Annotated in this window: 22 protein-coding genes; 12 read left to right on the top strand and 10 right to left on the bottom strand. The window is 48.7% G+C overall.

Translation table 11 applies throughout. The features are described 5' to 3' along the window. Positions 1-395: 395 nt before the first annotated feature. From CBX96_RS19835 to coaBC, 4 genes are all read right to left on the bottom strand, one after another. Entirely contained in the window at positions 396-2,384 is a 1,989-nt protein-coding gene (locus tag CBX96_RS19835; RefSeq protein ID WP_109287822.1) for a S9 family peptidase, read from the bottom strand. A 135-nt stretch (positions 2,385-2,519) separates the two neighbouring features. Continuing rightward, positions 2,520-3,113 (bottom strand): nucleoid occlusion factor SlmA, encoded by a 594-nt coding sequence (gene slmA, locus CBX96_RS19830; RefSeq protein WP_011624325.1) that lies wholly within the window; start codon positions 3,111-3,113, stop codon positions 2,520-2,522. Positions 3,114-3,142: 29 nt separating this feature from the next. Continuing rightward, positions 3,143-3,601, bottom strand: a complete 459-nt coding sequence (gene dut / locus CBX96_RS19825) for a dUTP diphosphatase (RefSeq protein ID WP_109287821.1) — start codon at positions 3,599-3,601, stop codon at positions 3,143-3,145. Then, a complete protein-coding gene (coaBC, locus tag CBX96_RS19820; protein ID WP_109287836.1) occupies positions 3,602-4,819 on the bottom strand; it encodes a bifunctional phosphopantothenoylcysteine decarboxylase/phosphopantothenate--cysteine ligase CoaBC in 1,218 nt (405 codons plus the stop codon). A 121-nt stretch (positions 4,820-4,940) separates the two neighbouring features. Here coaBC and radC point away from each other — a divergent pair, with 121 nt between their 5' ends. From radC to CBX96_RS19795, 5 genes are all read left to right on the top strand, one after another. Continuing rightward, positions 4,941-5,618, top strand: coding sequence for a DNA repair protein RadC (gene radC, locus CBX96_RS19815; RefSeq protein WP_011624904.1), 678 nt, complete (start codon positions 4,941-4,943; stop codon positions 5,616-5,618). A 122-nt stretch (positions 5,619-5,740) separates the two neighbouring features. Further along, positions 5,741-5,977 (top strand): 50S ribosomal protein L28, encoded by a 237-nt coding sequence (gene rpmB, locus CBX96_RS19810; protein WP_006079870.1) that lies wholly within the window; start codon positions 5,741-5,743, stop codon positions 5,975-5,977. A gap of 6 nt (positions 5,978-5,983) precedes the next feature. Next, the gene (rpmG, locus tag CBX96_RS19805; RefSeq protein ID WP_006079871.1) at positions 5,984-6,157 is read left to right on the top strand and encodes a 50S ribosomal protein L33; all 174 of its coding nucleotides are present in this window, start codon (positions 5,984-5,986) and stop codon (positions 6,155-6,157) included. 322 nt (positions 6,158-6,479) lie between these two features. Next, the gene (gene argA, locus CBX96_RS19800; RefSeq protein ID WP_164717898.1) at positions 6,480-7,799 is read left to right on the top strand and encodes an amino-acid N-acetyltransferase; all 1,320 of its coding nucleotides are present in this window, start codon (positions 6,480-6,482) and stop codon (positions 7,797-7,799) included. Between the two features lie 103 nt (positions 7,800-7,902). After that, the gene (locus CBX96_RS19795; protein WP_109287820.1) at positions 7,903-8,421 is read left to right on the top strand and encodes a PH domain-containing protein; all 519 of its coding nucleotides are present in this window, start codon (positions 7,903-7,905) and stop codon (positions 8,419-8,421) included. Between the two features lie 62 nt (positions 8,422-8,483). Here the strand turns inward: CBX96_RS19795 and rarD are convergent, their stop codons facing one another. Continuing rightward, on the bottom strand, positions 8,484-9,368 hold the full coding sequence (gene rarD / locus CBX96_RS19790) for an EamA family transporter RarD (protein WP_109287819.1): 885 nt from the start codon (positions 9,366-9,368) through the stop codon (positions 8,484-8,486). 216 nt (positions 9,369-9,584) lie between these two features. After that, positions 9,585-10,049 (bottom strand): thioesterase family protein, encoded by a 465-nt coding sequence (locus CBX96_RS19785; RefSeq protein WP_011624318.1) that lies wholly within the window; start codon positions 10,047-10,049, stop codon positions 9,585-9,587. Positions 10,050-10,326: 277 nt separating this feature from the next. On the opposite strand from CBX96_RS19785, the gene recQ reads away from it, so the two are divergent. After that, complete coding sequence (recQ, locus tag CBX96_RS19780) at positions 10,327-12,150, top strand: DNA helicase RecQ (RefSeq protein ID WP_109287818.1); 1,824 nt, start codon at positions 10,327-10,329, stop codon at positions 12,148-12,150. Here recQ and CBX96_RS19775 read toward each other — a convergent pair. Further along, a complete protein-coding gene (locus CBX96_RS19775) occupies positions 12,132-13,919 on the bottom strand; it encodes a diguanylate cyclase (RefSeq protein ID WP_109287817.1) in 1,788 nt (595 codons plus the stop codon). The genes recQ and CBX96_RS19775 overlap by 19 nt on opposite strands. Before the next feature lie 496 nt (positions 13,920-14,415). Here CBX96_RS19775 and leuA point away from each other — a divergent pair, with 496 nt between their 5' ends. The 6 genes from leuA (at position 14,416) to glpK (ending at position 22,731) form a co-directional block, all read left to right on the top strand. Beyond that, the gene (gene leuA / locus CBX96_RS19765) at positions 14,416-15,984 is read left to right on the top strand and encodes a 2-isopropylmalate synthase (protein WP_011624315.1); all 1,569 of its coding nucleotides are present in this window, start codon (positions 14,416-14,418) and stop codon (positions 15,982-15,984) included. Between the two features lie 51 nt (positions 15,985-16,035). After that, a complete protein-coding gene (leuB, locus tag CBX96_RS19760) occupies positions 16,036-17,130 on the top strand; it encodes a 3-isopropylmalate dehydrogenase (RefSeq protein ID WP_109287816.1) in 1,095 nt (364 codons plus the stop codon). Then, positions 17,130-18,554 (top strand): 3-isopropylmalate dehydratase large subunit, encoded by a 1,425-nt coding sequence (gene leuC / locus CBX96_RS19755; protein WP_109287815.1) that lies wholly within the window; start codon positions 17,130-17,132, stop codon positions 18,552-18,554. Before leuB ends, leuC begins: the two co-directional genes overlap by 1 nt. A gap of 24 nt (positions 18,555-18,578) precedes the next feature. Continuing rightward, positions 18,579-19,184, top strand: coding sequence for a 3-isopropylmalate dehydratase small subunit (leuD, locus tag CBX96_RS19750; protein ID WP_109287814.1), 606 nt, complete (start codon positions 18,579-18,581; stop codon positions 19,182-19,184). Between the two features lie 527 nt (positions 19,185-19,711). Beyond that, positions 19,712-21,058, top strand: a complete 1,347-nt coding sequence (locus CBX96_RS19745; RefSeq protein ID WP_109287813.1) for an outer membrane protein transport protein — start codon at positions 19,712-19,714, stop codon at positions 21,056-21,058. 188 nt (positions 21,059-21,246) lie between these two features. Further along, entirely contained in the window at positions 21,247-22,731 is a 1,485-nt protein-coding gene (glpK, locus tag CBX96_RS19740; RefSeq protein WP_109287812.1) for a glycerol kinase GlpK, read from the top strand. A gap of 68 nt (positions 22,732-22,799) precedes the next feature. Here the strand turns inward: glpK and CBX96_RS19735 are convergent, their stop codons facing one another. From CBX96_RS19735 to CBX96_RS19725, 3 genes are all read right to left on the bottom strand, one after another. Continuing rightward, positions 22,800-23,120: a hypothetical protein gene (locus CBX96_RS19735; protein ID WP_086903071.1), complete on the bottom strand. Its 321-nt coding sequence runs from the start codon at positions 23,118-23,120 to the stop codon at positions 22,800-22,802. A 95-nt stretch (positions 23,121-23,215) separates the two neighbouring features. Beyond that, positions 23,216-24,295 (bottom strand): PepSY domain-containing protein, encoded by a 1,080-nt coding sequence (locus CBX96_RS19730; protein WP_109287811.1) that lies wholly within the window; start codon positions 24,293-24,295, stop codon positions 23,216-23,218. Further along, positions 24,292-24,996 carry a peptidase gene (locus CBX96_RS19725; RefSeq protein WP_109287810.1) on the bottom strand — a complete coding sequence of 235 codons (705 nt, stop codon included), beginning with the start codon at positions 24,994-24,996 and terminating at the stop codon, positions 24,292-24,294. The genes CBX96_RS19730 and CBX96_RS19725 overlap by 4 nt, the downstream gene beginning before the upstream one ends. Positions 24,997-25,379 lie beyond the last annotated feature (383 nt).

The raw sequence follows: 25,379 nt of genomic DNA, 5'->3' as shown, positions 1-25,379 counted from the left end.
TGCGGATAATTCATACCAAAAAACGCTCACGCTGAAGATGAAAAAGCCGATAGTCCTTATCGATTATCGGCTCCTTGAGGCGCTAAAACATCATTATCTTGATGAAGAGAATAGGGCGTGTCGACGTTTCAGGGTTATTTTTGCAGCAATGTGGCTGGCTTGTATGCAAGGCAAAGTCCGTGCAGTGTAGTTATTCTACATAAACGGACGATAACGCGGCAGAAAAGCCAGCCAAATGCTGCCCGAAGGGTTCGTCTGGCAAGCCCTTGCTCTTTGTCACTCGTCATTTGAGTAGAATAACTACACATCATTCCTCGTTTCGCGAGCACGTGATTGCCAGAACGAACAAAATTTAATCTCGAAACGTCAACACGCCCTAGTTATTTTAGTGAGTACTAAAGTTTCAGGTTGGTTTTTAAGAAGCTCAGCATCTGATCGTAATACTTGGCTCTATGGCTATCATCATAAAAACCATGGCCTTCGTTATCCATCACCAGTTTTTGATAGGGATAATTATGGGCCTTGAGGGCTTTTTCGAGTGATTCAAGCTGCTCAATCGGCGCTCGCTCATCGTCACCACCGTGCACCAGTAAGAGGTTCGCTTTTAATTTGGCAACGTTCTCAGAGGGAGACATGGCTTTTAGGATGGCTTTATCTTGGCCAAGTACGTCCTTAAGATAGCTTGTGCCTGAACGTGTTCTGGCGACGTCACCTTCATCAAACATCAATTCCAGATCATACACACCGGCAAACCCAACCGCGCATTTAAACATATCGGGTGCTAATACCGCACTTTGCAAGGCGCTATAGCCGCCAAAGCTACCGCCTGCGATACACACCCGTTCCTTATCGGCAAGGCCTTGGTTAATCACATATTGAGTGGCATCGATAATATCGTGCTGAATATCCGAGCCCCATTTTTGATAGCCAGCTTGCTCGAAGCGCTCGCCATAACCACCTGAGCCACGGAAGTTAACCTGCAACACCGCCATACCATTTTGAGCAAGTAGTTGGTTTTGTGGGTCAAACCCCCACCAGTCACGAATGCCATGGGGGCCACCATGGGGATTGACGACCAGAGGTAAATTTTTGGCTTCTTTTCCATTGGGTAAGGTTAAGTAGCCATGGATTTTCTGGCCATCGCGGTTGGTGAAACTAATAGGTTTAACCTCAGCCATTTTTTCTGGGTCGAGCCATTTACGGGCGGCGGCTAGATACTCTAGCTTGAGCTTTTTCGTATCAAACAAATAGTAATCACCGGGATTGCGATCGTTAAATGCAATCACCACCAATTGTTCGCCATTACGGGTTTCGCTGACGATTTGCACTTGATGCCCCGGCAGGGCCGCGAGTAAATCCTTAAGCAGTTTGGCATGGTTATCATTGTTATCGACAAAGGCATAGCTTGGATAGCCATTTTCAAACTCAACGGCATAGAGCTGTTTGTTAGTGCCATTGATCCAGAAGTTGCTCGGATCGACCACTTCATCTTGAATAATTTCCGCTTTATCGCCTGTTTCGAGATTGATGCGATAAACACCTAAGGTTTCATTACCCACGCGGCCTGCGGCATAAATGCTATTTTTATTATCGGCGAAGGAGATAGGCGTAAAATCACTTAAGCCAAGGTTGAGTTTGTCGGTGTTTACCCATTCGCCATCTTTGCGGTAAAAGACTTTAGTAATGTTTTTGCCATCTTCCCCAGCCACAAAGCGGACTTCACCCTCATGGTCTGTCATAAAGCGTGCTTGGCCAATGGGAGAGCCTGTAATCCGCTTACGTGTGCCGTTAAATAGATCTACGCGGTAGACATCCTGCAGCAGTTCAAAGTTTAAGTTCGATTCATTATTCCAAGGAATCGCATTGACCAGCATATAACGCTCGTCATCAGGCAGAGGATCGAGAATAAAGGCGGTGGCGCGCATTGGGGTGTTTTTCTTGATATTCGAGCCGGTTTGTTGCTCGCCGCTGTTATAGCCGAATAGGTACGCCTTGCGGGAACCATCGGCGTTGACCGCCATTAATTCGCCGTAGTATTGGGGTACATCGGTCCAGCCCTTAAGATATTCTTTTGCCAGTACAATACGTTCGCTATTAGCCCATTCATAGGTGCCTACCTGCGCGTTGCTCGGGAAGCGAATTGCGTTAAGCAGTTTTTTGGTTTGTGCATCGAGTACTAAGAGGACATTCTTGCCTTCGACACTGGTGATTGCACTTAAGTATTTGCCGGTAGGCGAGATTTTGACGTTAGAGTACTCGTTAGCGCGACTGAATAATTGGGATTGTGACAGGGCATTTGTCGCCGAGGTTTCGGCCGCTAATGTGCTGAAAGGCATAATAGGCAAGCAAATTACGGCCAATGCAGCAAATGGCAAAGATTTCATCTGACATCCTTGTAATATTATTGTGGTTTTTGTTTTGTAAATGTTTACTCGAGATTAAAACAAAAGAAATACCGATACAAGGAGTAGGGGATAAAAGAAAGGACGGTGATTACCGTCCTTTGTATTGAAAAATCATTAGCTTTGTAACAGCTGATGCTGAATAAAGCGCCACTGTTCATCGAAGTGCTGTGTCGGTTTGAGTTTAAACTCACTGCGCACAAATTGGGCAATTCGCCCTTCGGCGAAGGCTAACAGCAAATTAGCTAAAATAGCCTCATCTAAATTAAAGCCTTTACCTTCACGCAGGGTTTTTTCCCGCAGGATTTGCTTGAGTTGGGTTTCAATTTTGGCAAATAGGGTGCTGATACGACTGCGTAGACGTTCGTTTTCACCTAAGAGTGCATCGCCATTGAGTACCCGAGAGATCCCTGGGTTGCGCTCGGCGAAAATCAACAGCAGCTGTAACACTAATTGGCAACGTCTCATGGTGTCTTTTTCATCGTCCATGATGATGTTGATGCGGGAGAGTAATGACTCTTCAATAAACTCAATTAACCCTTCAAACATCCGCGCCTTACTCGGAAAGTGGCGATAGAGTGCCGCTTCCGATACTCCGACCTCAGAGGCGAGTTTAGCGGTGGTAATACGCTGTCCTGGGCTGGTTTCTAGCATTTGCGCTAGGCATTGCAGTATGTGTTCACGACGATTAATTTTTGGGCTTACAGCCATTGCAGTATCCTTGCTCAATATCGATGCGGTTATTTAGTGCCAGAATGGCCAAATCCACCTTCACCACGATCTGAGCTGTCGAACTCATCAACGAGTTTGAATTGTGCTTGTACCACAGGAACAAACACGAGTTGTGCGAGACGATCACCAATTTCTAAAGTAAATGGGGTATCGCTGCGGTTCCAGCAAGAGACCATCAAGGGACCTTGATAATCTGAATCGATAAGCCCAACCAGATTTCCGAGTACGATACCGTGTTTATGGCCAAGGCCTGAACGGGGCAGGATCACGGCGGCAAGGCCTGGGTCTGCCACGTGGATGGCGATGCCAGTCGGGATTAACTGAGTCTCACCCGGGGCTATCGTCATTGTGGTATCTATCATGGCACGAAGATCCATTCCCGCGCTGCCTAGTGTGGCGTAGGCGGGTAGGGGAAATTCAGAGCCAATACGGGAATCGAGGATCTTTAATTCAATCGGTGTTTTCATTTATTTTGTTTTTTCTTTCACTATCAACGAAAGTAATTGCCGAGCCAACGTGAGCTTATCGGTGGCAGGCAAATCTTGACTACCCTGCGGCCAGAATACACGCAGGGCATTGGCATCGGCATTAAAGCCAAGACCAGCAACGGATACATCGTTTGCGGCGATCATATTCAAATTTTTGCGTTTGAGTTTATCGCGGGCGTAGGCTTCTACATCATGGGTTTCGGCGGCAAATCCCACCACAAAAGGACGGGTTGCCAAGCTTGCGACCGTCGCTAAGATATCAGGATTCCTCACCAGCGCAAGTTGCATTTCTTCGGCGGACTTTTTGATCTTACAGTCCGCAATATCGCTGACACGATAGTCGGCAACCGCCGCGCAGCCGATAAAAATATCTTTTTTATCAACATTATCCATCACAGCATCTAGCATGTTTTGCGCCGATTCAACATTGATTCGCGTCACCCCTTCAGGCGTGGCTAAATTTACGGGTCCTGCGACCAAGGTCACAGCGGCGCCCATCTCGGCGGCGGCTTTCGCTAAGGCGAATCCCATCTTGCCTGAGCTGTGATTAGAGATATAACGCACTGGATCAATTGCTTCGCGGGTTGGCCCTGCGGTAATGAGCACCGACTGGCCTGCTAGGGGCTGTGAGGAGACATCTTTTGTTGCAAAAAAGTCTGTTGCCAGCTCGGCAATCTCAAGCGGTTCGAGCATTCGGCCAGGGCCTACTTCGCCGCAGGCTTGGCTGCCGCTGGCGGGGCCCCACAGGGTATAACCGCGGCCTTGTAAACTCGCTAAATTGGCTTGAGTGGCCGCATTGCGATACATCTGCTGATTCATCGCGGGGCACAGGGCTATCGGCGCTTCGGTCGCAAGGCAAGTGGTGGTGATAAGCTCATCCGCCATGCCCGCATTGATACGTGCCAGCAAATTCGCGGTGGCAGGGGCGATAATTACTAAATCCGCCCAGCGCGCCAGCTCGATATGACCCATTGCCGCTTCGGCAGCGGGATCGAGTAAGCTTGATGCCACGGGATGGCCTGATAAGGCTTGCAGAGTGAGTGGGGTAATAAATTCCATGGCGCTCTGGCTCATCACCACTCGCACATCAAAGCCGCGTTCTTTTAAGCGGCGCACTAAATCCGCACTTTTGTAGGCCGCAATGCCGCCACCAATACCCAGTAGGACGTTTTTCGTTATCAGGCTCACAGACATTATCCGAGATTGAAATAATGTTGCCAACCATACCACAAAGCGACTAATTGGCGTGACTGTCCCAGTTCAAAAAATCTCGTCCATACTTGTTTAAAGTAAAAATTCGCGCTGACAGGGAGGTCGTATGGCGATTAAGGATTGGCCCGAGGGCGAAGGCCCGCGGGATAAATTATTAGTAAAAGGCGCCGCCCATCTCTCGGATGCAGAATTACTGGCCGTTTTACTGCGAAATGGGTTGAGTGGATTGAATGCGGTCGACCTTGCACGCTCATTGATCCATGAATTTGGTGGATTAAGAAGCTTACTTTGCGCACCAAAGCATCAGGTGTGTCGACTTCCGGGCGTGGGACCTGTAAAATACGCCCAGCTTCAAGCCGCGGCTGAATTAGCGAGGCGTGTGGCACAAGAAAACCTGCAGAGAGGTCAGGTTTTGACAAATCCCGATTTAACTCGGGATTATTTAATGAGACAATTAGCTGACCGCTCCTATGAAGTGTTCGCAATTTTGCTGCTGGATAGCCAGCATAGAGTGATTCAATTCGTCGAATTATTCCGCGGAACAATAGATTCAGCTTCGGTGTATCCACGTGAAGTGGTGAGCCTAGTGCTGGAGAAAAAGGCTGCTGCCGTCATAGTGTGTCACAATCATCCGTCTGGTATTGCCGAGCCCAGTCAGGCTGACAGACGAATAACTGAGCGATTAAAAAATGCGTTAGCAACCATAGACGTATCCTTACTGGACCATATGGTTGTTGGTGATCGAGAGATAGTTTCCTTCGCGGAACGAGGCTGGATTAATTAATCTAACGCTTGATCTTACCTCTATGATCGTGTATAAAATGCGCCCTCTTTGTGCCTCGGGCGACGGCCATACGAGGCACATTAATGCTCGAGCGTTAAAATTGTTTTTTGGAGAAGACTGACATGTCAAGAGTATGCCAAGTTACTGGCAAGAAGCCGATGGTTGGTAACAACCGTTCGCACGCAAAAAACGCGACCCGTCGTCGTTTTTTACCTAACCTGCAAAACCACCGTTTCTGGTTAGAAGAAGAAAAACGTTTCGTACAGTTACGTGTATCTACTAAAGGTATCCGTCTGATCGATAAGAAAGGTATTGAAGTTGTTGTTGCTGAACTTCGTGCCCGTGGCGAGAAGGTGTAATAGATCATGGCTAAAGCTAAAGGTAATCGTGAGAAGATCAAATTAGTTTCTACAGCTAAAACTGGTCACTTCTACACAACTGAAAAAAACAAGCGTAACATGCCAGAAAAAATGGAAATCAAAAAATTTGATCCAGTTATTCGTCAGCACGTTATCTACAAAGAAGCAAAAATCAAGTAATCCTTGTTTAGTGTTTCGAGAAAAGCCCCTTATCTAAGGGGCTTTTTTTTGGTCTTTTTTCGGCTTCTCGTCATCAAGTTGAGATAAATCTGTCCCATACTCGGCAGTGCTGCGAAATCGTATTTAGTTAAAAAAATGTGATTATTTATCAAAAATGCAATTTTTTGAAAATATAAGCACTTTATTGTATTAAAACTGCATTTTAATGAGAATAAATTCTTTATTGGTGAATTAAAATGCAATACTATACGCGTGATTTAGTCATTCATTCCTGGTGTGCCATATCGGCTTTGCCAGCTCAAATATGAGGTGTAAACAACGCGTGCGTACCACTGAACTGGTTGATGGATTTCGTCATTCTGCCCCTTACGTCAATGCCCATAGAGGGAAAACCTTTGTGGTGATGTTGGGTGGCGAGGCTTTAGCACAAAATCAATTTCGCGGCATTTTAAATGACGTGGCCCTGTTGCACAGTTTAGGCATTAAAGTGGTGTTAGTGTATGGCGCGAGGCCGCAAATCGATGCGGCATTAGCGGCCAATGGGATTGAACCCGCCTACCACGAAGGTGTACGTATCACCGATGAAGACTCACTCAAAGTGATTAAGCAGGTCGCGGGTGCATTGCAGTTTGATATCACTGCACGTTTATCGATGAGTCTAAGCAATACGCCGATGCAAGGCGCGCAAATTAACTTAGTCAGCGGTAACTTTGTGATCGCCCAGCCTCTGGGGGTCGATAATGGCATCGATTTTTGCCTAAGCGGCAAAGTGCGCCGTATCGATACTCAAGGGCTTAAGCGTCAGCTCGATAACCACTGTATCGTGTTGATGGGGCCGATTGCTGCATCCGTTACTGGCGAAAGCTTTAACCTTACCGCCGAAGAGATTGCCACTCAGGTTGCGATCAAGCTTAAGGCCGACAAGATGATCGGCTTTAGTTCGCAAAACGGCATCCTTGATCGCAATGGCGATGTGATTGCCGAATTAATGCCAAATGATGCGCAAAACATTCTGACTAAGCTCGCAGAGCAAGGTTCGGCTTGTATTGGTACTATGGCCTTCCTCAAGGCGAGTATTGATGCGTGCCGCAATGGTGTGCCCCGTTGTCATTTGGTCAGTTACCTCGATGACGGTGCCCTGCTGCAGGAGTTGTTCTCCCGTGAAGGCATAGGTACGCAAATCGTGACAGAAAGCGCTGAGCGTCTGCGCCGGGCATCGATTAGCGATATTGGCGGCATATTGAATTTAATTCGTCCTCTGGAAGAACAAGGCATTTTAGTGCGCCGGAGTCGTGAGCAGCTTGAGATTGAGATCGAGCAGTTTATGTTGATTGAGCGAGACGGCTTAGTCATTGGCTGCGCTGCCTTGTATCCGTTTGAGGAAGACAATGCGGGTGAGTTTGCCTGTTTGGTGGTGCATCCAGATTATCGCGATGCGGATAGGGGTAGTCTGCTGCTGAAAAATATCATAGGTCAGGCGCGTCATCGGGGGTATTCCCGTTTGTTTGCCCTAACTACCCGCAGCATTCACTGGTTTTTAGAACATGGCTTTGTGATCGAAGATGTGGAAGCCTTACCACAGAAGAAAAAGCAGCTGTATAACTATCAGCGCCGCTCTAAAATTCTCGCCCTCGATCTTTAAGCTTTGCACGCTTGATAAGATGCCAGCCTAGCGCTGGCATTTTTGTTGACATAATATGTCTTTATTGGCAGATTAAGCTTTTCTCCCTTAAGGACTGCCCACCATGGTGACTCAGTTTTTCTCCCTCGCGCCTCTGACTCAAACTTCAATTTTAAGCTTTATTATCTTGTTGTTAGGTTTAGCTGGTGTATTGTGGATGTTGTGGGTTAAACCTATGCCGAAAGTGGCTAAATCGGCGAGCTTAGGCATCTTGTTAGTGATGATTGGCGGATTTTCTTGGGTGTTTTATCAATCCCATAATGCTGAAATTGCGCTAACCGACACCGAGCTAACACTCGATATTCCCTTCTATAAAGTGCAATTACTACGTTCCGAACTGTTGGTCGAGCAGGCGCGTCTTATCGACTTGAAGCAGGAGGCTGATTTAGCGCCCAGCTTTAAAACCAATGGTATAGGTATGCCTGGGTTTCAACTCGGCTGGTTTAATCTGAAGGGAAAGGGCAAGGCATTTGTGGCCGTGACGGATAAATCCGAGCTAGTGCTAGTGCCAACGACGCGAGGCTACAATCTGCTCTTGTCTGTGCCCGAGGGCGAGCAGTTTATTAGCCAGCTACAAAAATAGCTGGTTAAGTAGATGCTCACTTAACCAGTATTTTTGCAACTGTCGGTAGCGGCGTGATGTCATCACGCCGTTTTGCGTTTATAGGCCATATCGAAGGTGAACACCAGCAGGGCGCTCCAGATAAAGCCGAAGGTGATGCTCTTCTCGGCATCGAAGGGTTCATTGAATAAGGTTACCGCGAGGATAAACATAATACTCGGGCCGATATATTGGAAAAAGCCGAGCATAGACAATGGAATGCGTACCGCTGCACCGGCAAAACACAATAGTGGAATCGTGGTAACAATCCCGGCTGCCATCAACAATAAATTAAGGTGCCAATCGTTGGTTAGCATATTCGCCGTGGCGCTATCTAAGGTCGCGACTAGATAAACCAATGCGACCGGTAGCAGGATGGCGGTTTCGACTAGCAGACCCGATTTAGCATCCACATTGACCTTTTTACGCAGCAGAGCATATACCCCGAAGGTGCCTGCTAAGGCGAGGGAGACAATAGGGATTGAGCCGAATGAGACTAATTGGAGCAGCACGCCAGCACTCGCCAGCGCGACGGCAAACCATTGCAACTTACGTAATCTTTCACCTAAAAACAGCATGCCGAGCAGCACATTCAGTAGGGGGTTAATAAAGTAACCCAAGCTGGCATCGAGCATATGATCGTTATTCACAGCCCAGATAAAAATCAACCAGTTGGCCGCAATTAATAGGGAGGTGATGGTGAGTACGAGTAGCTGTTTGGGCTGTTTAAACAGCTGACGCAGTTTTCCAAAGCCACCGATAAACAGCATGATGATCACCATAAACACAAATGACCAGATCACCCGATGCAGTAAAATTTCGGTCGCTGAAACATGGTGGAGTAGTTTGAAATATAAGGGTGCAAATCCCCACATACAGTAAGCACTGACGGCAAGTAGGATCCCTTTGCGGTATTCGGTATCAGGCATGAGACATCTTCGAAGGACAACAGGACGGCGATTGTAGGAGGCTATGGGAATTGACTCAAGGTGTGTGCGGTCGCCTTTTTCGTTACAGGATGTCTCTAATGACCAGTGCTCAACAAAAAGAAGAGGGGAAACACCTGAATAATCAAGGCGTTTCCCTTTAGTTTATCGATGGTTAATGCGGTAAAAAATTTCTAAAAAACGAGGTGTGACAACGGACTAGCCAACCATATAAGTGCCTGTGCCGAAGGCGATATGAGTTCCTTGCTCGTTGTGAAGCTCCATGCGACACACTGAGACGCGATTGCCCGCACGGATCACGCTGCCCGTGCCAGTGAAAACCTGTCCACGCCCGGGGCGCAGGTAATCGACGCGCATATCGATTGTGCCTAAGGTTTGTAGCCGTTGCTGTAACTCTTCAACCGTCCAATCATCACGACTCGCAACCAGTCCTGCAAAGGCGGTGAGTCCGCCTACCACGTCGAGCACTGTAGCCGTGACACCGCCGTGGAGAATTTGTTGGTGAATATTGCCAATGAGCTCTGGCTTCATATTGATCACCACTTCGACGCCATCTATGTCGTAGCGCTTGATGTCCAGACCCAATAAATTATGAAATGGCACATGCTGGTCAAATACTTCGGCAACACGTTTGAGTACTTCGGCTTGAATTGGGTTTGTCATGCTGTTCGTCCTTGTAGGCTGTAGGGCTTCTTAGAATAGGGTCGAAGCATGCGTAATGGCATTCGACTTAGAGCAATTAATCTACAGCCAAGCCTATGCCTAATGCAACTTAAGCCGCTGTGCGAGTAAATTGTCTTAGGCGTTATGATGAGTCGTGGGAACAGGCTAAGTCTAACCCATTAGTTGTTAGCGCAGGATCAGTTTGGACAAGATGGCGCAAGACAGGAGCGTTTCTGTCCTTTAGAATAGGCGCCCTTACTTTTTAGCTAGAAGATCCATGGAAACTCAGTTACTCGACATACATGATGATCCGCTGTCGCAACGCCTAGCGCAGGTGTTTGGTTACCGTGACTTTAGGGACGGTCAGCGCGAGGTTATCGAACGTGTATGCAGTGGTGAGGACTGCCTTGTGATCATGCCCACTGGCGGCGGTAAGAGTCTGTGTTACCAGTTGCCTGCACTGCTGATGCCAGGCATCACTATCGTGGTATCACCACTGATTTCATTGATGAAAGATCAGGTCGACAGCCTGTTGCAGACGGGGGTCAATGCCGCCTATTTAAACTCCTCGCAGCCGCGGGAGCAGAGTGTAGAGGTGCTTAGGCAGTTGCATAGAGGCGAGCTAAAACTGTTGTATGTGTCTCCTGAGCGGTTGCTGACGGCCGATTTTATCGAGCGTATGCGCTCTCTGCCGCTATCCATGTTTGCCATTGACGAGGCGCACTGCATCAGTCAATGGGGACACGATTTTCGTCCCGAATATGCCGCCCTTGGCCAGTTAAAGCAGTTATTTCCCCATGTACCTATGATGGCGCTCACCGCCACAGCGGATCAGGCGACGCGGCAAAATATTTGCGAGCGCCTAGGGATTAATCCTTTTAAATTATTATCGAGTTTCGATCGGCCCAATATTCGCTATACGGTTGCCGAAAAACTCAATGCCGCCAATCAATTACGACAGTTTTTACTGCAACAAAATGGCAGTAGTGGCATTGTCTACTGCAGCAGTCGACGCCGTGTGGATGAGGTGGCAGAAAGACTCACCCTGCAAGGGTTTCATGCTAAGGCATACCATGCGGGCATGACGCCACAAGAGCGCGGTGAAGTGCAGGATAGCTTCCTTAAAGATCAAATTGATATTGTCGTTGCCACCGTGGCCTTTGGCATGGGGATTAACAAATCCAACGTGCGCTTTGTTGTGCATTACGATATCCCGAAGAGCATCGAAGCCTATTATCAAGAAACTGGCCGAGCGGGTCGCGATGGACTCGAGGCAGAAGCCTTTATGCTGTTTGATCCCGCCGATATTGGTCGGGTGCGCCATCTTATCGAGCAATCGGAGCCAGGGCCGCAGCAGCAGGTGGATTTCCATAAACTCAATACCATGGCTGCATTTGCTGAGGCGCAAACCTGTCGCCGCCAAGTGTTGCTGCATTACTTCGATGAAAGCGCGTTAGAGCCCTGCGGCAACTGCGATATTTGTCTCGACCCGCCTAAACGTTATAACGGCACCGAGGATGCGCAGAAGGTGCTTTCTTGTATCTATCGGCTCGGGCAGCGCTTTGGTATCAATCACTTGATTGAAGTGTTGCGTGGCTCCAAGGGCGCCGCGATTGTCGACCGAGGGCACGATAAACTCAGCACTTGGGGCATAGGCAAAGACAAAAGCCATGAATATTGGTTGAGTGTTATTCGTCAGCTCATCCATTTGGGGCTGGCGAGCCAAGATATTACTCGGGGCTCATCCATCACTTTAAATCCTTCGGCCAGACCTATCCTTAAGGGCGAGGTGGCGCTAATGTTGGCAGAGCCGCGCATTCAACTGACGAACATTAAGCGCAAAGTCACTCAATCGCGGGCGCCGCTGAATTACGACCGCAAACTGTTTGCGAGGCTAAAAGCCCTACGTCGCACCATTGCCGAGGAGCAGGATGTGCCGCCATATTTGGTGTTTAACGATGCGACCTTAGCGGAAATGGCGGCCATGATGCCTACCAGCCCCGGTGAGATGCTGGCCGTTAACGGGGTCGGTGAGCGCAAACTCAGCCGATTTGGCGACGATTTCCTTGATGAGATAGCCGCTTATTTAGCCGGGGAATAATCGCTTTGCGGATCGCTAACCTTGAGTTTGCCTAACTGGTTAATGCTCGCGCGTTTCACCAGAGAATCCAAAGTATCAAACTGCTGCATCACCGCAATCCCAATGTTCACCTTGTGCGTACCCTGCCACATTTGGATGGTCGGCGTTATCTGGCTAACGACTTTCTGTGCGCCGACTGCTGAGGTATAGGGCAGCACAATAACGATGTCATCTATCGAATAACGCAGCAGTGTGTCCTGTTCACGTAGCTTGTCTTGCAGCTTCTCTAGTAAGGGGGGCAGGTCGACTTGGCGTATTTGGCTGGCATTAAACAGCAATAATGACAGCGGATAAGCCCCTTGTTTAGCACTGTGCAGTGTCAGCTCAAGTTGCTCCAGCGGAGGAAGATCAGGGGAGGTCGTATCGGATGTTGGCGCGCGGTTATTTTGTTTATCGATGAAATACCAGATCGCGCCCCCGAGAAGCCCCATTGCGACTAAAAATAGTGTGCTGTAGGCCCAGTCGACATTGAGTTCACTCAACAATGAGACATTATGGTGTTGTTGTTCATCGTCGTTGAGTTGCTGTAAACCTTGCTGATTTAACCTAGCTTTGAACTGCAAAATCCGAGTGTTATTCATCGACTCGTTGGCCTGCTCTGCGGCATCGAAACGCTTTTGGACAAACTCATAGGCGAGTTTGTAGTTGCCGTGAGTTTGATAATAATCACTTAAAATGCCATAAAACCATTTAAGATCAGAGTATTGTCTTAGTACTTCAGCTTGTTCGATAGCGGAATCCATCAGTGTCAGTGCGGCGTCATCTCTGTGCTGAGCAAAGCGAACCTGAGCTAACAAACGGGTCGAGCGCATCATAGCGACCCGCTGGTTTTGTTGCTTAAAGGTATTCATCGCAATCGAGATATATTCTTCGGCCGTGTCGATTTTCCCTTTATCGAGGGCGATCGATGCCAAAATGGCGTAACTATAGGCGAGCTCGAGTGGCGAACCTATTTCTGGCAGCAGAGTTTTGGCTTGTTTTTCTAATTGGTCGCTGTAATCGCGTTCGCCATTATCCAGTGCGATACGAGCGGCGTTGCGCAGCAGTACGTGCCGTACTTTTCCTTTAGCATCTTCGCTTTTTAATGCCAGCCTAGTGTAATACATGGCTTGTGGAAAATCGTTGGTAGCATGGAGCAAGTTCCCCATAGCAGCATAGATATAGGCCTGTGGCGGCCACACCCAATTTTGGGTTTGCGAATTGATATCGGGATAGATATCGATAGCGATACGTAGATCTTCGATGGCGGAGGAAAAGTTATCCGTATTGGTATCGAGTTGGCCCCTGAGCCTGAGTGCATCTATGAGTGCTTGGGGTTGCTGATAACGTCTAGCCAGGGTAATAGCTGAGTCGAGTAGGGGTAAGGCTTCTTGAATGTTGTCGTAGTTCAGATTGGCATCTGCTTGACAATTCAGAAAATAGGGACGTGCCTGATCGAGTTTTAGCTGTTTAGCGCTGGCCTCGCCGAGCTGGGCAAGGTTGATTGCGGCTTCATTTTCCCCTAGTTGCAACAAACTTTGGCATTTGAGCATGCTAAGGCGGAGTCTATTAATATCGTTATATTTATCAGTTTCTTGCAGTTTTTCTAAAGCGGTAATTTGCGCAAATGCCTTAGTGGGATACTGGTAAACTTGCTCAGTGAGCGCATCTAAATCTAATTGGTCGTTAGCACTGACCCATAAAGGGCAAAGCCATAACAACAGGCTTAGCGCTAAGACACGAAAATCCATTTTTTGCTCCATACCCTAAATTGATTCAACTATCCGTAACCGCGGGCGAGGATTATAACGTGTATCAAGGTTTTTTTGCATAAAAAATGATTTTTTTGTTTAAATTTTGAGTTGTCGCATTTTGTAGATTTTTCTCTATCAACAAGGGATTAATCGGGTTCACTGTGACGGTTAATCCCCCTGTTTTGCTATTTTGCAGCAAATAACTCGCAGAACATGAAAAAAATTGGGGTTGACACACTTAGGCAAGCGAGTTAAATATTAACCGTCCTTATTTTGAGCCAATAGAATAAATATTTAATTTAAATGAATAGAATTAGCAGCAAACTCGACCTCCTCCTTCTCTCTCTCGCGCCACAAACGCGGAGGTCTTAGTGTTGCTCGCTCGATAGATAGGCAAAGCATTCACAAACCCCGCACCAATGTTGCGGGGTTTTTTGTATCTGAATACGGCAAAAGTTAAATAATGAACGGTGACGTTCCATGGAGAAACGAGATGTCTAACAGAGTAATTATATTTGATACCACCTTACGTGATGGCGAGCAGGCGTTAGCGGCAAGCCTGTCGGTCAAAGAAAAGTTACAGATCGCCATGGCGTTAGAACGTCTCGGTGTGGATGTGATGGAAGTGGGGTTCCCAGTGTCGTCACCCGGTGATTTTGAGTCGGTGCAGACCATTGCCCGTACGATCAAAAATAGCCGAGTGTGCGCCTTATCCCGCGCCTTGGAAAAGGATATCGATGCCGCAGCTCAGGCATTATCCGTTGCCGAACAGTTCCGTATTCATACCTTTATCTCCACATCCACTATCCATGTGGAGAGCAAGTTAAAGCGCTCATTCGAGCAAGTGTTGGAGATGGCGGTGGGCGCGGTGAAATATGCCCGTAGGTTTACCGATGATGTGGAGTTTTCCTGCGAAGATGCGGGACGCACGCCAATCGATAACCTGTGCCGTATGGTGGAAGCGGCGATTCACGCGGGGGCTCGCACCATCAATATCCCAGATACTGTGGGCTACACAGTGCCAAGCGAGTTTGGGGGCATTATTCAAACCCTGTTTAATCGCGTACCGAATATCGACCAAGCCATTATTTCGGTTCACTGCCACGATGACTTAGGCATGTCGGTAGCCAATTCGATTACCGCCGTGCAGCATGGCGCTCGCCAAATCGAATGTACCATGAACGGTATTGGTGAGCGTGCGGGTAACTGCTCCCTAGAAGAAATCGCCATGATCTTAGCGACGCGTAAGAATCTGCTGGGAGTTGAAACTGGGATCAATGCCAAGGAGATCCACCGCACGTCGAATCTAGTCAGCCAGTTATGCAATATGCCGATTCAGTCGAATAAGGCGATTGTGGGGGCCAATGCCTTTACCCACTCTTCGGGTATTCACCAAGATGGCATGTTAAAGGCGCAAAATACCTATGAAATCATGACGCCAGAGAGTATCGGCCTAAACCGAAACAACCTGAATATGACTTCGCGCTCCGGCCGCCATGTGATTAAGCATCGCATGGAGGAAATGGGCTACAGCGAGCAGGATTACAATCTGGACGCCCTCTACGAACAGTTTTTACATTTGGCGGATAAAAAGGGCCAAGTCTTCGATTACGACTTAGAAGCCTTAGCCTTTATGGAAGCGCAAGCGGCGGAAGATAACTTCTATCAATTACAGCAGTTAGTGGTGCAGTCCGACTCCACCGAAGGCGTAGCTACGGCAACAGTGCGTATCGATGTTGGCGGTGAGATTAAGACCGAAGCCGCGACTGGTAATGGTCCCGTCGATGCCGCCTATAACGCCATTGCCCGTGCGACGGACCGTCGTATCGATATCATCAGCTACAAATTGGGCGCTAAGGGTGAGGGGCAAAATGCCTTGGGCCAAGTCGACATTACCGCGGTTTACCATGAGCAAAATTTCCACGGTGTCGGGTTAGCGACCGACGTGGTTGAGGCATCAGCCCGTGCGTTAGTGCATGTGATGAACCTGACATGCCGCGCCGATAAGGTCGCAGATTACAAACAGAATATGCATAAAAACAGAGAGCTGGGCGGCGTATAAGCCAAGCGATATCGAGCATAAAGTTTTCACATTGAAGGAGTGAGCGGGCGTATGAGTTATCAAATTGCAGTATTAGCCGGGGATGGAATTGGGCCAGAAGTGATGGCCGAGGCGCGTAAGGTGTTAAAGGCGGTTGAGGCACGTTTTGGTCTTAACATTGAATACACTGAATATGATGTCGGCGGTATCGCCATCGACAACCATGGTTGTCCTTTGCCTGAGGCAACACTGAAGGGCTGCGAGGCGGCCGATGCCATTCTGTTCGGTTCAGTCGGTGGTCCTAAATGGGAAAAACTGCCGCCCAATGAACAGCCCGAGCGTGGTGCTCTGTTGCCGCTACGGGGTCACTTCGAACTGTTTTGTAACCTGCGCCCAGCTAAATTGCATGATGGTTTAGAACATATGTCACCGCTGCGCAGCGATATTTCTGCTAGAGGTTTCGATGTTCTCTGCGTGCGTGAGTTAACCGGTGGGATCTACTTTGGTAAGCCTAAGGGGCGCCAAGGTGAAGGTGAGAGCGAAGAAGCCTTCGATACCATGCGTTATAGCCGCCGTGAGATTGCTCGTATCGCACGCATCGCCTTTGAAGCTGCCCGCAGCCGCCGTAAAAAAGTCACTTCGGTCGACAAGGCAAACGTCTTAGCTTGCTCAGTATTGTGGCGCCAAGTGGTAGAAGAAGTGGCGGTGGATTTCCCCGATGTTGAACTGGAACACATCTATATCGACAACGCGACCATGCAGTTGCTGCGCCGCCCCGATGAGTTTGACGTTATGCTGTGCTCTAACTTGTTTGGCGACATTCTATCGGACGAAATCGCCATGTTGACCGGCTCTATGGGCTTGTTGTCTTCGGCGAGCATGAATAGCACTGGCTTTGGTTTGTTTGAACCCGCGGGTGGCAGCGCGCCGGATATCGCGGGTAAGGGCATCGCTAACCCGATTGCACAAATTTTGTCGGCGGCACTGATGCTGCGCCACAGCTTAAAGCAAGAAGAGGCGGCAAGCGCGATCGAACGTGCCGTCAGTAAAGCGCTGAATTCTGGTTATTTAACTGGTGAGCTATTAAGTAGCGACCAACGCCATAAGGCCAAATCGACAGTCGAAATGGGCGACTTTATCGCCGATGCAGTTAAGGCAGGTGTGTAATGACGACTCCTTCAACATCAACCGCTCCGAAAACCCTGTATCAAAAAGTATGGGATGCCCATGTTGTGGCCACCCCAGAGGGCGAAGCGCCGATTATTTATGTCGACAGACATTTAGTTCACGAAGTGACATCGCCTCAAGCTTTTAGTGGCTTAAAAGTGGCGGGGCGTAAGTTACGCGCCCCAGAAAAAACCTTCGCGACCATGGATCACAACACGTCGACACGCAGTGCCAGCCTCGATGCCTTAAGCCCGATGGCACGCACTCAGGTCGAGACCTTGGCACAAAACTGTAAAGACTTCGGCGTGCGCTTATATGACATTCACCATCCTAATCAAGGGATTGTGCATGTGATGGGGCCTGAGCTTGGCATTACCTTACCCGGCACCGTCATAGTGTGTGGTGATTCCCATACGGCGACTCACGGTGCCTTTGGCGCCTTGGCTTTCGGTATCGGCACTTCCGAGGTGGAACATGTGCTGGCGACGCAAACCCTGCGCCAATTAAAAGCCAAGACCATGAAAATCGAAGTCCGTGGTCAGGTCACCGATGGCGTCACCGCGAAAGATATCGTGCTGGCGATTATCGGTAAGATAGGTATGGATGGCGGCACTGGCTATGTAGTTGAGTTTTGTGGTGAGGCCATTGAAGCGTTGTCGATGGAAGGGCGCATGACTGTTTGCAATATGGCGATTGAAATGGGCGCTAAGGCGGGCATGGTTGCGCCGGATCAAACCACTTTCGATTATCTAGAAGGTCGTGAGTTTGCACCAAAGGGCGAAGATTGGGCAGAGGCCGTCGCCGCTTGGAAGGCGCTGAAAACCGATGTTGGCGCTGAGTTTGATGCCACCGTCGTGTTGGATGCGGCCGATATCGCGCCGCAGCTGACTTGGGGCACCAACCCTGGACAAGTGGTTGCCATCGATGCGCCTGTGCCTAATCCTGACGATGAGGCAAATCCGACGATTCGCGCTAGCATGGAAAAAGCGCTGGATTATATCGGCTTGACCGCAGGCACGCCGATGACAGACGTCGCGATTAATAAAGTCTTTATTGGTTCTTGCACTAACTCGCGGATTGAAGATTTGCGCAGCGCGGCGAAACAGGCTAAAGGGCGTAAAGTGGCGTCGGGTGTTACGGCAATCGTAGTACCGGGCTCTGGTCAAGTGAAGGCGCAGGCCGAGGCCGAAGGTTTAGATAAAATCTTTATCGAGGCTGGATTCGAATGGCGTTTACCGGGCTGCTCTATGTGCTTGGCGATGAACGATGACAGGTTAGAAGCGGGCGATCGCTGCGCCTCGACCAGTAACCGTAACTTCGAAGGTCGCCAAGGCCGTGGTAGTCGCACCCATTTGGTGAGTCCAGCTATGGCGGCTGCGGCGGCAATCGCTGGGCATTTTGTCGATATCCGTAAACCTTACTAACCGTAATCCCAAGAGGAGAAGTTAATGCAACCTTTTACTAGCCATACCGGGCTTGCGGTCATGATCGACAGTGCCAATATCGATACCGATCAAATTATCCCAAAGCAATTTTTATCTAAGGTGACGCGGGATGGATTCGGTGTGCACTTATTCCACGACTGGCGTTATCTCGATGATGCCGGGGATGTGCCTAATCCCGATTTCACTCTAAACAAGCCTCGCTATCGCGGTGCGTCGATTCTACTGGCACAGGAAAACTTCGGCTGTGGCTCTAGCCGTGAGCATGCCCCATGGGCATTGGCGGATTTTGGCCTGCGCGCCATTATAGCCCCGAGTTTTGCCGATATTTTTTATGGAAACTCCATCAATAACGGTTTATTGCCGGTGAAGTTAAGTGCGAACGAAGTGCGTCAGTTAATGGATGAGGTGGCGAGCGAAGAAGGCGCACAAATCACTGTGGACTTAACGACTTGCAAGGTGACATCACCTTCGGGAGCTGAATTTAATTTTACACTGGCCGAGTCGGCGCGACATAAATTGCTGAATGGCTTAGATGCCATTGGATTGACCTTGTCCCACGGGACGCAGATAGGTGAGTACGAAGCAAACATTCCTAGCTGGCGCCGCTAAGCATTCGGCGAACACTTGTACCTTAATGTAAGTTAATCTTAAACGCCTAGTTCGAAAACTAGGCGTTTTTGTTATCCACGTTTAATAGCCTAAAAATAATTCATTGTATTTATTGGATTAAATTAAGGTTGGCATTCCTTGTATCGCAATCAGAATAAACACTAGTGATTTATGCTGAATCTTAATGATTGAAATGGCTTACAAGTGTTTATAGTGTATTTTGGTATTAATTATTTGTTTTTAAATTTATTTTTCAACTTTTATTATCTGCATTAAAATATGTTCAGCAAATAACACGCTGCTTTTCTGCTGGATTTTCTTGTTTTAAAAGTGATTTATCTCACTAAAAATATTGAATGCCTTTTAATAACTAGTTTTTTTATCTGTTTTATTTCCGCTTGTTGCAAACATCTTCTGCATCGGTAAACTCCCCTGCATTCAATCTGGAGTGTTTGCTCTATTTTGTGTGAACGCCATTGTGACCAAGTTACTGGCACAGATAACAATAATATTTTCTGAGAATAACAATGCAAAAACGTCTTCTGACTTTGGCTGTGACTGCAGCCTTATTAAGCACAACGACTCAAGTCCATGCAGCGGGTTTCCAACTGGCCGAATACTCAGCGACTGGCTTAGGCCGCGCCTTCGCCGGTGAAGCCGCAATTGCCGATAACGCTTCAGTTCAGGGGCGCAACCCTGCGATGCTGACCTATTTAGAAGGTCGTCAGCTGTCTGCTGGTGGTATCTATGTTATGCCTAACGTGGATGTTAAAGGTGATGTGAGCCTAAGCTCGCCATTACTTGGCCCAAATCCAATCGTGATGAACGGCGATGCCATCGATGTGGCTGATGATGCATTAGTGCCTAACTTCTACTATTCCAATCAGTTAAATGACCAATGGACTTGGGGTCTGGCCGTTAACTCTAACTATGGTCTGTCAACCGAGTTACCTAAAACCCACGCCGCGGCGATTTTTGGTAATAAAACTGCCGTTACTACAGTTGAGTTCAACCCTAACATCGCTTACCGCGTGAATGATGCTGTCAGCGTCGGTGGTGGTGTGCGTATCGTTTACGGTGAAGGTGAAATCGGTGCTTCGTTACCTGGCTGGGTAGATAGCATCAAACCCGGTTTACCTGCACAAGTATCTGCAATGTTACCGCCGGGTGGCACTGAGCTGAAAAGCATGAAGGGCGACGACATTGGCTACGGTTGGCAACTCGGGACTAGCTGGCAAATCAACCCAGCCAACCGCGTGGGTTTAGCCTATCACAGCGGCGTTAAGTTTGAGTTAGATGGTCACGCTTCTGGTGTGATTTACGATGGTGGCCAAAATCTGTCGATTGAAGGTTATATTCCCCTCGAACTGCCTGCGTTTGCCGAGCTGTCGTCTTATCACCAATTAACGGATAACTGGGCAATGCATGCCAGCGTTAACTGGACCGATTGGAGCGTATTCGATCAGTTAGTGGCTTACTTCCCTGGTGAAGTTAAACCAAAGGGCGGCTTAGAATCTGACTTAGTGAAAGAAGAAAACTTTGAAGATAACTGGCGCTTTGCCTTAGGTACAACCTACCAAGTGAACAATGAATGGTTAGTGCGTGCGGGTGTGGCCTTAGACAAAACGGCTGCGGCCGATGAGTGGCGTACCACGACTATCCCTGACTCAGACCGTCTGTGGTTCTCTGTCGGTGCTGGTTATCAGGCGACTAAAAATCTGAATGTTGATTTCGCACTGACCTATATCCGTGCTACTGGTGATGCGCCAATCAACGAGCAGCAAAATCTGCTAAACCTCGCCATAGTAAGCTTCAACGGTGAAGCGAGCGGTGATGTTTGGTTAGCCGGTATCCAAATGAGCTACAAGATGTAAGCATCCAGCTTGATGAAAAAGCCCTGAATCTTCAGGGCTTTTTTGTGCCTAAAAGAACGTGGCCTGATACGCATTTGCCCTATGTTGGCTGGTCATGGCGGCCAATTGCGAATATATTCAGAGCATAATTAATGGAGCATTACGTTCTGCGCCATATCAATTGGGCGCAGGGTAAATAGGATAGGCGTGTGCAGAAAAAATATGTAGTGGCTTTAGACCAAGGCACAACCAGCTCACGGGCGATTGTGTTTGACCACGATGCCAATATTGTCAGTGTGTCACAGCGGGAGTTTACCCAGCTTTATCCAAATCCCGGCTGGGTGGAGCATGATCCAATGGAGATCTGGGCGAGCCAAAGTTCGGTGTTAATTGAATCCCTCGCCAGAGCGGGTATTCACAGCGACGAAGTGGCGGCCATTGGTATCACCAATCAGCGCGAAACCACCATTATCTGGGAAAAGGCCACAGGCAAGCCCGTCTACAATGCCATTGTGTGGCAGTGTCGCCGCAGCTCTGAGATCTGTGAGCAACTCAAGGCGCAAGGCTTAGAAGATTATGTGAGGGAGAATACGGGTCTCCTGCTCGACCCTTATTTTTCAGGCACTAAGATCAAATGGATCCTCGATAATGTACCGGATGCGCGCGCGAAGGCCAAACGAGGCGAACTCTTATTCGGCACGGTCGATACTTGGTTGCTGTGGAAACTCACCGAAGGCAAAGTGCATGTGACCGATCCCACCAATGCCGCCCGTACGCTGTTGTTTAATATCCACAGCCTAAATTGGGACACAACACTGCTCGAGGCGCTCGATATTCCTGCGGCCATGTTGCCCGAAGTCAAACCTTCCTGCAGTGTCTATGGCACAACCCGTATTGCCGGTGAGGGCAGCGAAATTCCTCTCGCGGGGATCGCGGGCGATCAACAGGCGGCGCTCTTTGGCCAGCTTTGTGTTGAGCCGGGAATGGCCAAAAATACCTATGGCACTGGCTGCTTTTTATTAATGAATACAGGCAATAAAGCCGTGCGTTCATCCCATGGTTTATTAACCACAGTGGCGGTAGGCGCTCAAGGTGAAGTGAACTACGCCCTCGAAGGCTCAGTATTTATGGGCGGCGCGACGATTCAATGGTTAAGGGATGAGCTGGGATTGATTCGCGATGCCAGCGACACCGAATATTTTGCCTCTAAAGTCGCAGATACCAATGGCGTGTATTTAGTGCCAGCCTTTGTCGGACTTGGCGCTCCCTATTGGGATCCTAATGCCCGTGGCGCACTGTTTGGGTTAACGCGTGGCGCCAACCGTAATCATATTATCCGCGCGGCGTTGGAGTCGATTGCCTACCAGAGTAAGGATTTGCTCGATGCCATGATTAAGGACAGCGGTGAGCGGCTTAAATCCCTTAAGGTCGATGGCGGCGCGGTTGCTAATGACTTCCTCATGCAATTTCAAGCGGATATCACCGACGTTGAAGTCTTAAGGCCGAGCGTGTGTGAGACCACAGCACTTGGCGCAGCCTTTTTAGCGGGTCTTGCGGTTGGTTTTTGGACCTCAGTGACCGAACTTGAGCATAAGGCCTGTATCGATAAGCACTTCAAACCGAATATAGATGCGTGTCAAAGGGAGTTGTTATATGCGGGCTGGCAAGATGCGGTGGCTAGAACCCGTTCTTAGTTTCTTTTAAGCCTGAAACACATAAGGCGCACCCTGAGGTTGCGCCTTATTCATTTAATCGCCGTAAATTAAACTTCGATGTCGATGATGTGCTTGCTGGACGATTGTGCTGTGTCAGCGGTATCGTCAGTGACTTCAAGCACCACACCCTCTTTTAAATCTTGCTGTTTGTCCGATGCGCGGCGTTTTTTATTGCGACTGGCGTTGTCGTTTTTGCGCCTTTCCCTGACTTTAACATCTAGCGTTGGGGGCAATTGTGACTGCGGGGTTTCATGGCTATCGGGCGCATTAGCAGTCGCACCGCTCACCTGATCGACGACCCGTTTGGGGGTTAATACGGGTTTTACTGGCTGTGCCAGCATAGCGTAAAGACTGTCCAATCCACTCATAGCGCCTCCTTGGTTTATGACCACTTAACCTTTTATCGGTGGGAACTGCTTAATATTTAGACTATACGCCGATTTAAGCCTGTACGCGACACTCTCTAGTGCTTGGACTGTGGCCAATATCTGTGCTGGGCTTTGGTGACTAACTCCAGTTTGCCAGGATGCGCCTCGTGTTGGCAGCTCAGGCGAATACCTTGTGCTAGCTCAGCGGCGGTGAGTTTATCCAGATCATAATCATTGGGGCTGGGCGCCTGCTCGACAAACCTGAGTTTACACAGGCCGCAGCGTCCGCCACCGCCACATTGGGTTCTTAATCTTTCACTTTCTCGATTAATACTTTCTAAATAGCTGCCACTAAGGTCAGACAATTCGGCGAGCGGCTGAGCGTCTTGAGTAAAAAGCGCCAGTTTTCCGCTAGTGTTTTTGCGCCTCAAGAACGGCAGCGATAACTGACCTTGATGGAATTTATGCCCAAGGATGTAAATTCCCGAAAGACCTAATAACAGCGCAGCAATGCTGACAACTTGTACCAATAAGTGATTAAAACCAATGCCATTATTGGGAGCGTAATCCATAAAATGCAGCATAAAGAGCAGATCCTTGAGATCCGATTTGCGATTTTGGTGGGCAAGCACCGTACCCGAGGCCGTATCGATATAAATCCGCGTTCCAACTTCGTCCGCGGCTGTGAGCATAGCAACTGGGCCACTGGCGTCGAATGGCGTTTCGTGGGTGAGGGGTTGCGGTGCGCTGAGTTCACCTGAGCCTGAGTAACTCTGTTTGGCAATCGCGAGTATCTCGGCATCACTCAAGGATAGCGGTTGGAGTGAGTCTGCCCAAAACCAGCGAGTTTGTTGAGTTGTGGTGAGCGCATATACGCCGCGTTCGAGCACTGAGGTTAGCTTAAGTTCGATAATGCCTTCTGCTTGATATTGTTGCAGCAGACTAGCAGTGGGGGCGAGAGATGTATTGGGACTCGCAGCTTTATGTGTAGTGCGATATGGGGTCGCATCGAAAAAACGCTCGTCAATCAGGTTAAAGGCGAGTCCTGTCACGACCCAAATTAATAATTGTAGGCCAACGATAAGCCCCAGCCATTTATGTATGGTTTGCAACATTAGGCTGATGGGATGTTTGGTGGCTGTCATGCTAGTATGGCGAAGTGTCGGGAGGCTCATACTCGTTCCTCACGATATTTGGTTCTAAAACTGATATAAGTCAAGGCGATACCAAAGAGCGCCGTCAACAAGGCGAGACTGCTCATGAGTGTGAGTAAAGGATTATTTACATTCTCTCGGGTCTCGTAGTCCATGATGTGCAGCATCCACATCACATCGAAGAGCCGCCAATAATCATGGCGGGCTGTGACGAGCTGTCCAGTAACTGCCGAGATATAGAGCGTCGAATGCATGGCATCGTCTAACGCCAGTTGCCAAACGGGGAGTGCGCGGGCTGGGATTTCACTCGGAGCGTTCTGCTCAATGAATGTCGAGCCGATAAATTTAGCCTGCCCCGTATAGACTCGCTGTGCTGCGTCGAGCGCCTGTTGTTTATCGAGCAGTGGTAATACTTCTCCCGTCTCACTGCTAAAGCGCTGCAATTTTCCCGCGATATTGGCGCGATAGTAGAGTGCGCCTTGATTCGCGTACAAACTGATATCCGTTGCGTCGGGATGTGCTTTGATAAAGTCAGTAAAGCTGAAGGCGGGCGAATCCACTTGGTACATAGCCGTGTTTGCTTTTTTTACCAGTGGCTTACCGCGAATAAATTCGATATCCATCCACACCATATAAGCGCCGGTGGCTAACCAAAGCAGCAATTGAATCGCGGTAAGCAGCGCAAACCACTTGTGCCAGGTTCGGATTTGAGTAGCTTTCATAGCGTTATTCTTTGAGTTAGTCCCGCGGGAGTTTTGATCTTCCTCGCAATCGTGAAATAAAGGCATTCCTAAATTGCAGAATAAATCCGCAACTGAAAATAAAATTTCAGCGATTTATGCTAGAAATTGACGCTCTATAAGCCAATGCGAATGTAAAAAATGAGTCTATTTTGTTGCCCCTTGTGAGTCCAGTGTGATTTTTCACTCGGGAAAATCCCATATTTACAGAAACCCTATGGCAAATATTTCATTGCAACTCCCTGAAAGCAAAAGGCTGCTGCTTTTTTGTTCGCTTTATATTCCTGTGGTTTTCGCCGTTTAGCCGATTTTCCGCTGATCTTTTTGTCAAAACTTTGTCGCTAAGTGATGGGCTCAACATGCTG

This window comes from Shewanella sp. BC20 (assembly GCF_003129585.1).
In the GTDB taxonomy this organism is placed as follows: domain Bacteria; phylum Pseudomonadota; class Gammaproteobacteria; order Enterobacterales; family Shewanellaceae; genus Shewanella; species Shewanella seohaensis.
Note: the sequence above shows the minus strand (reverse complement) of the source record. Positions and strands in the feature narration are given on the sequence as shown.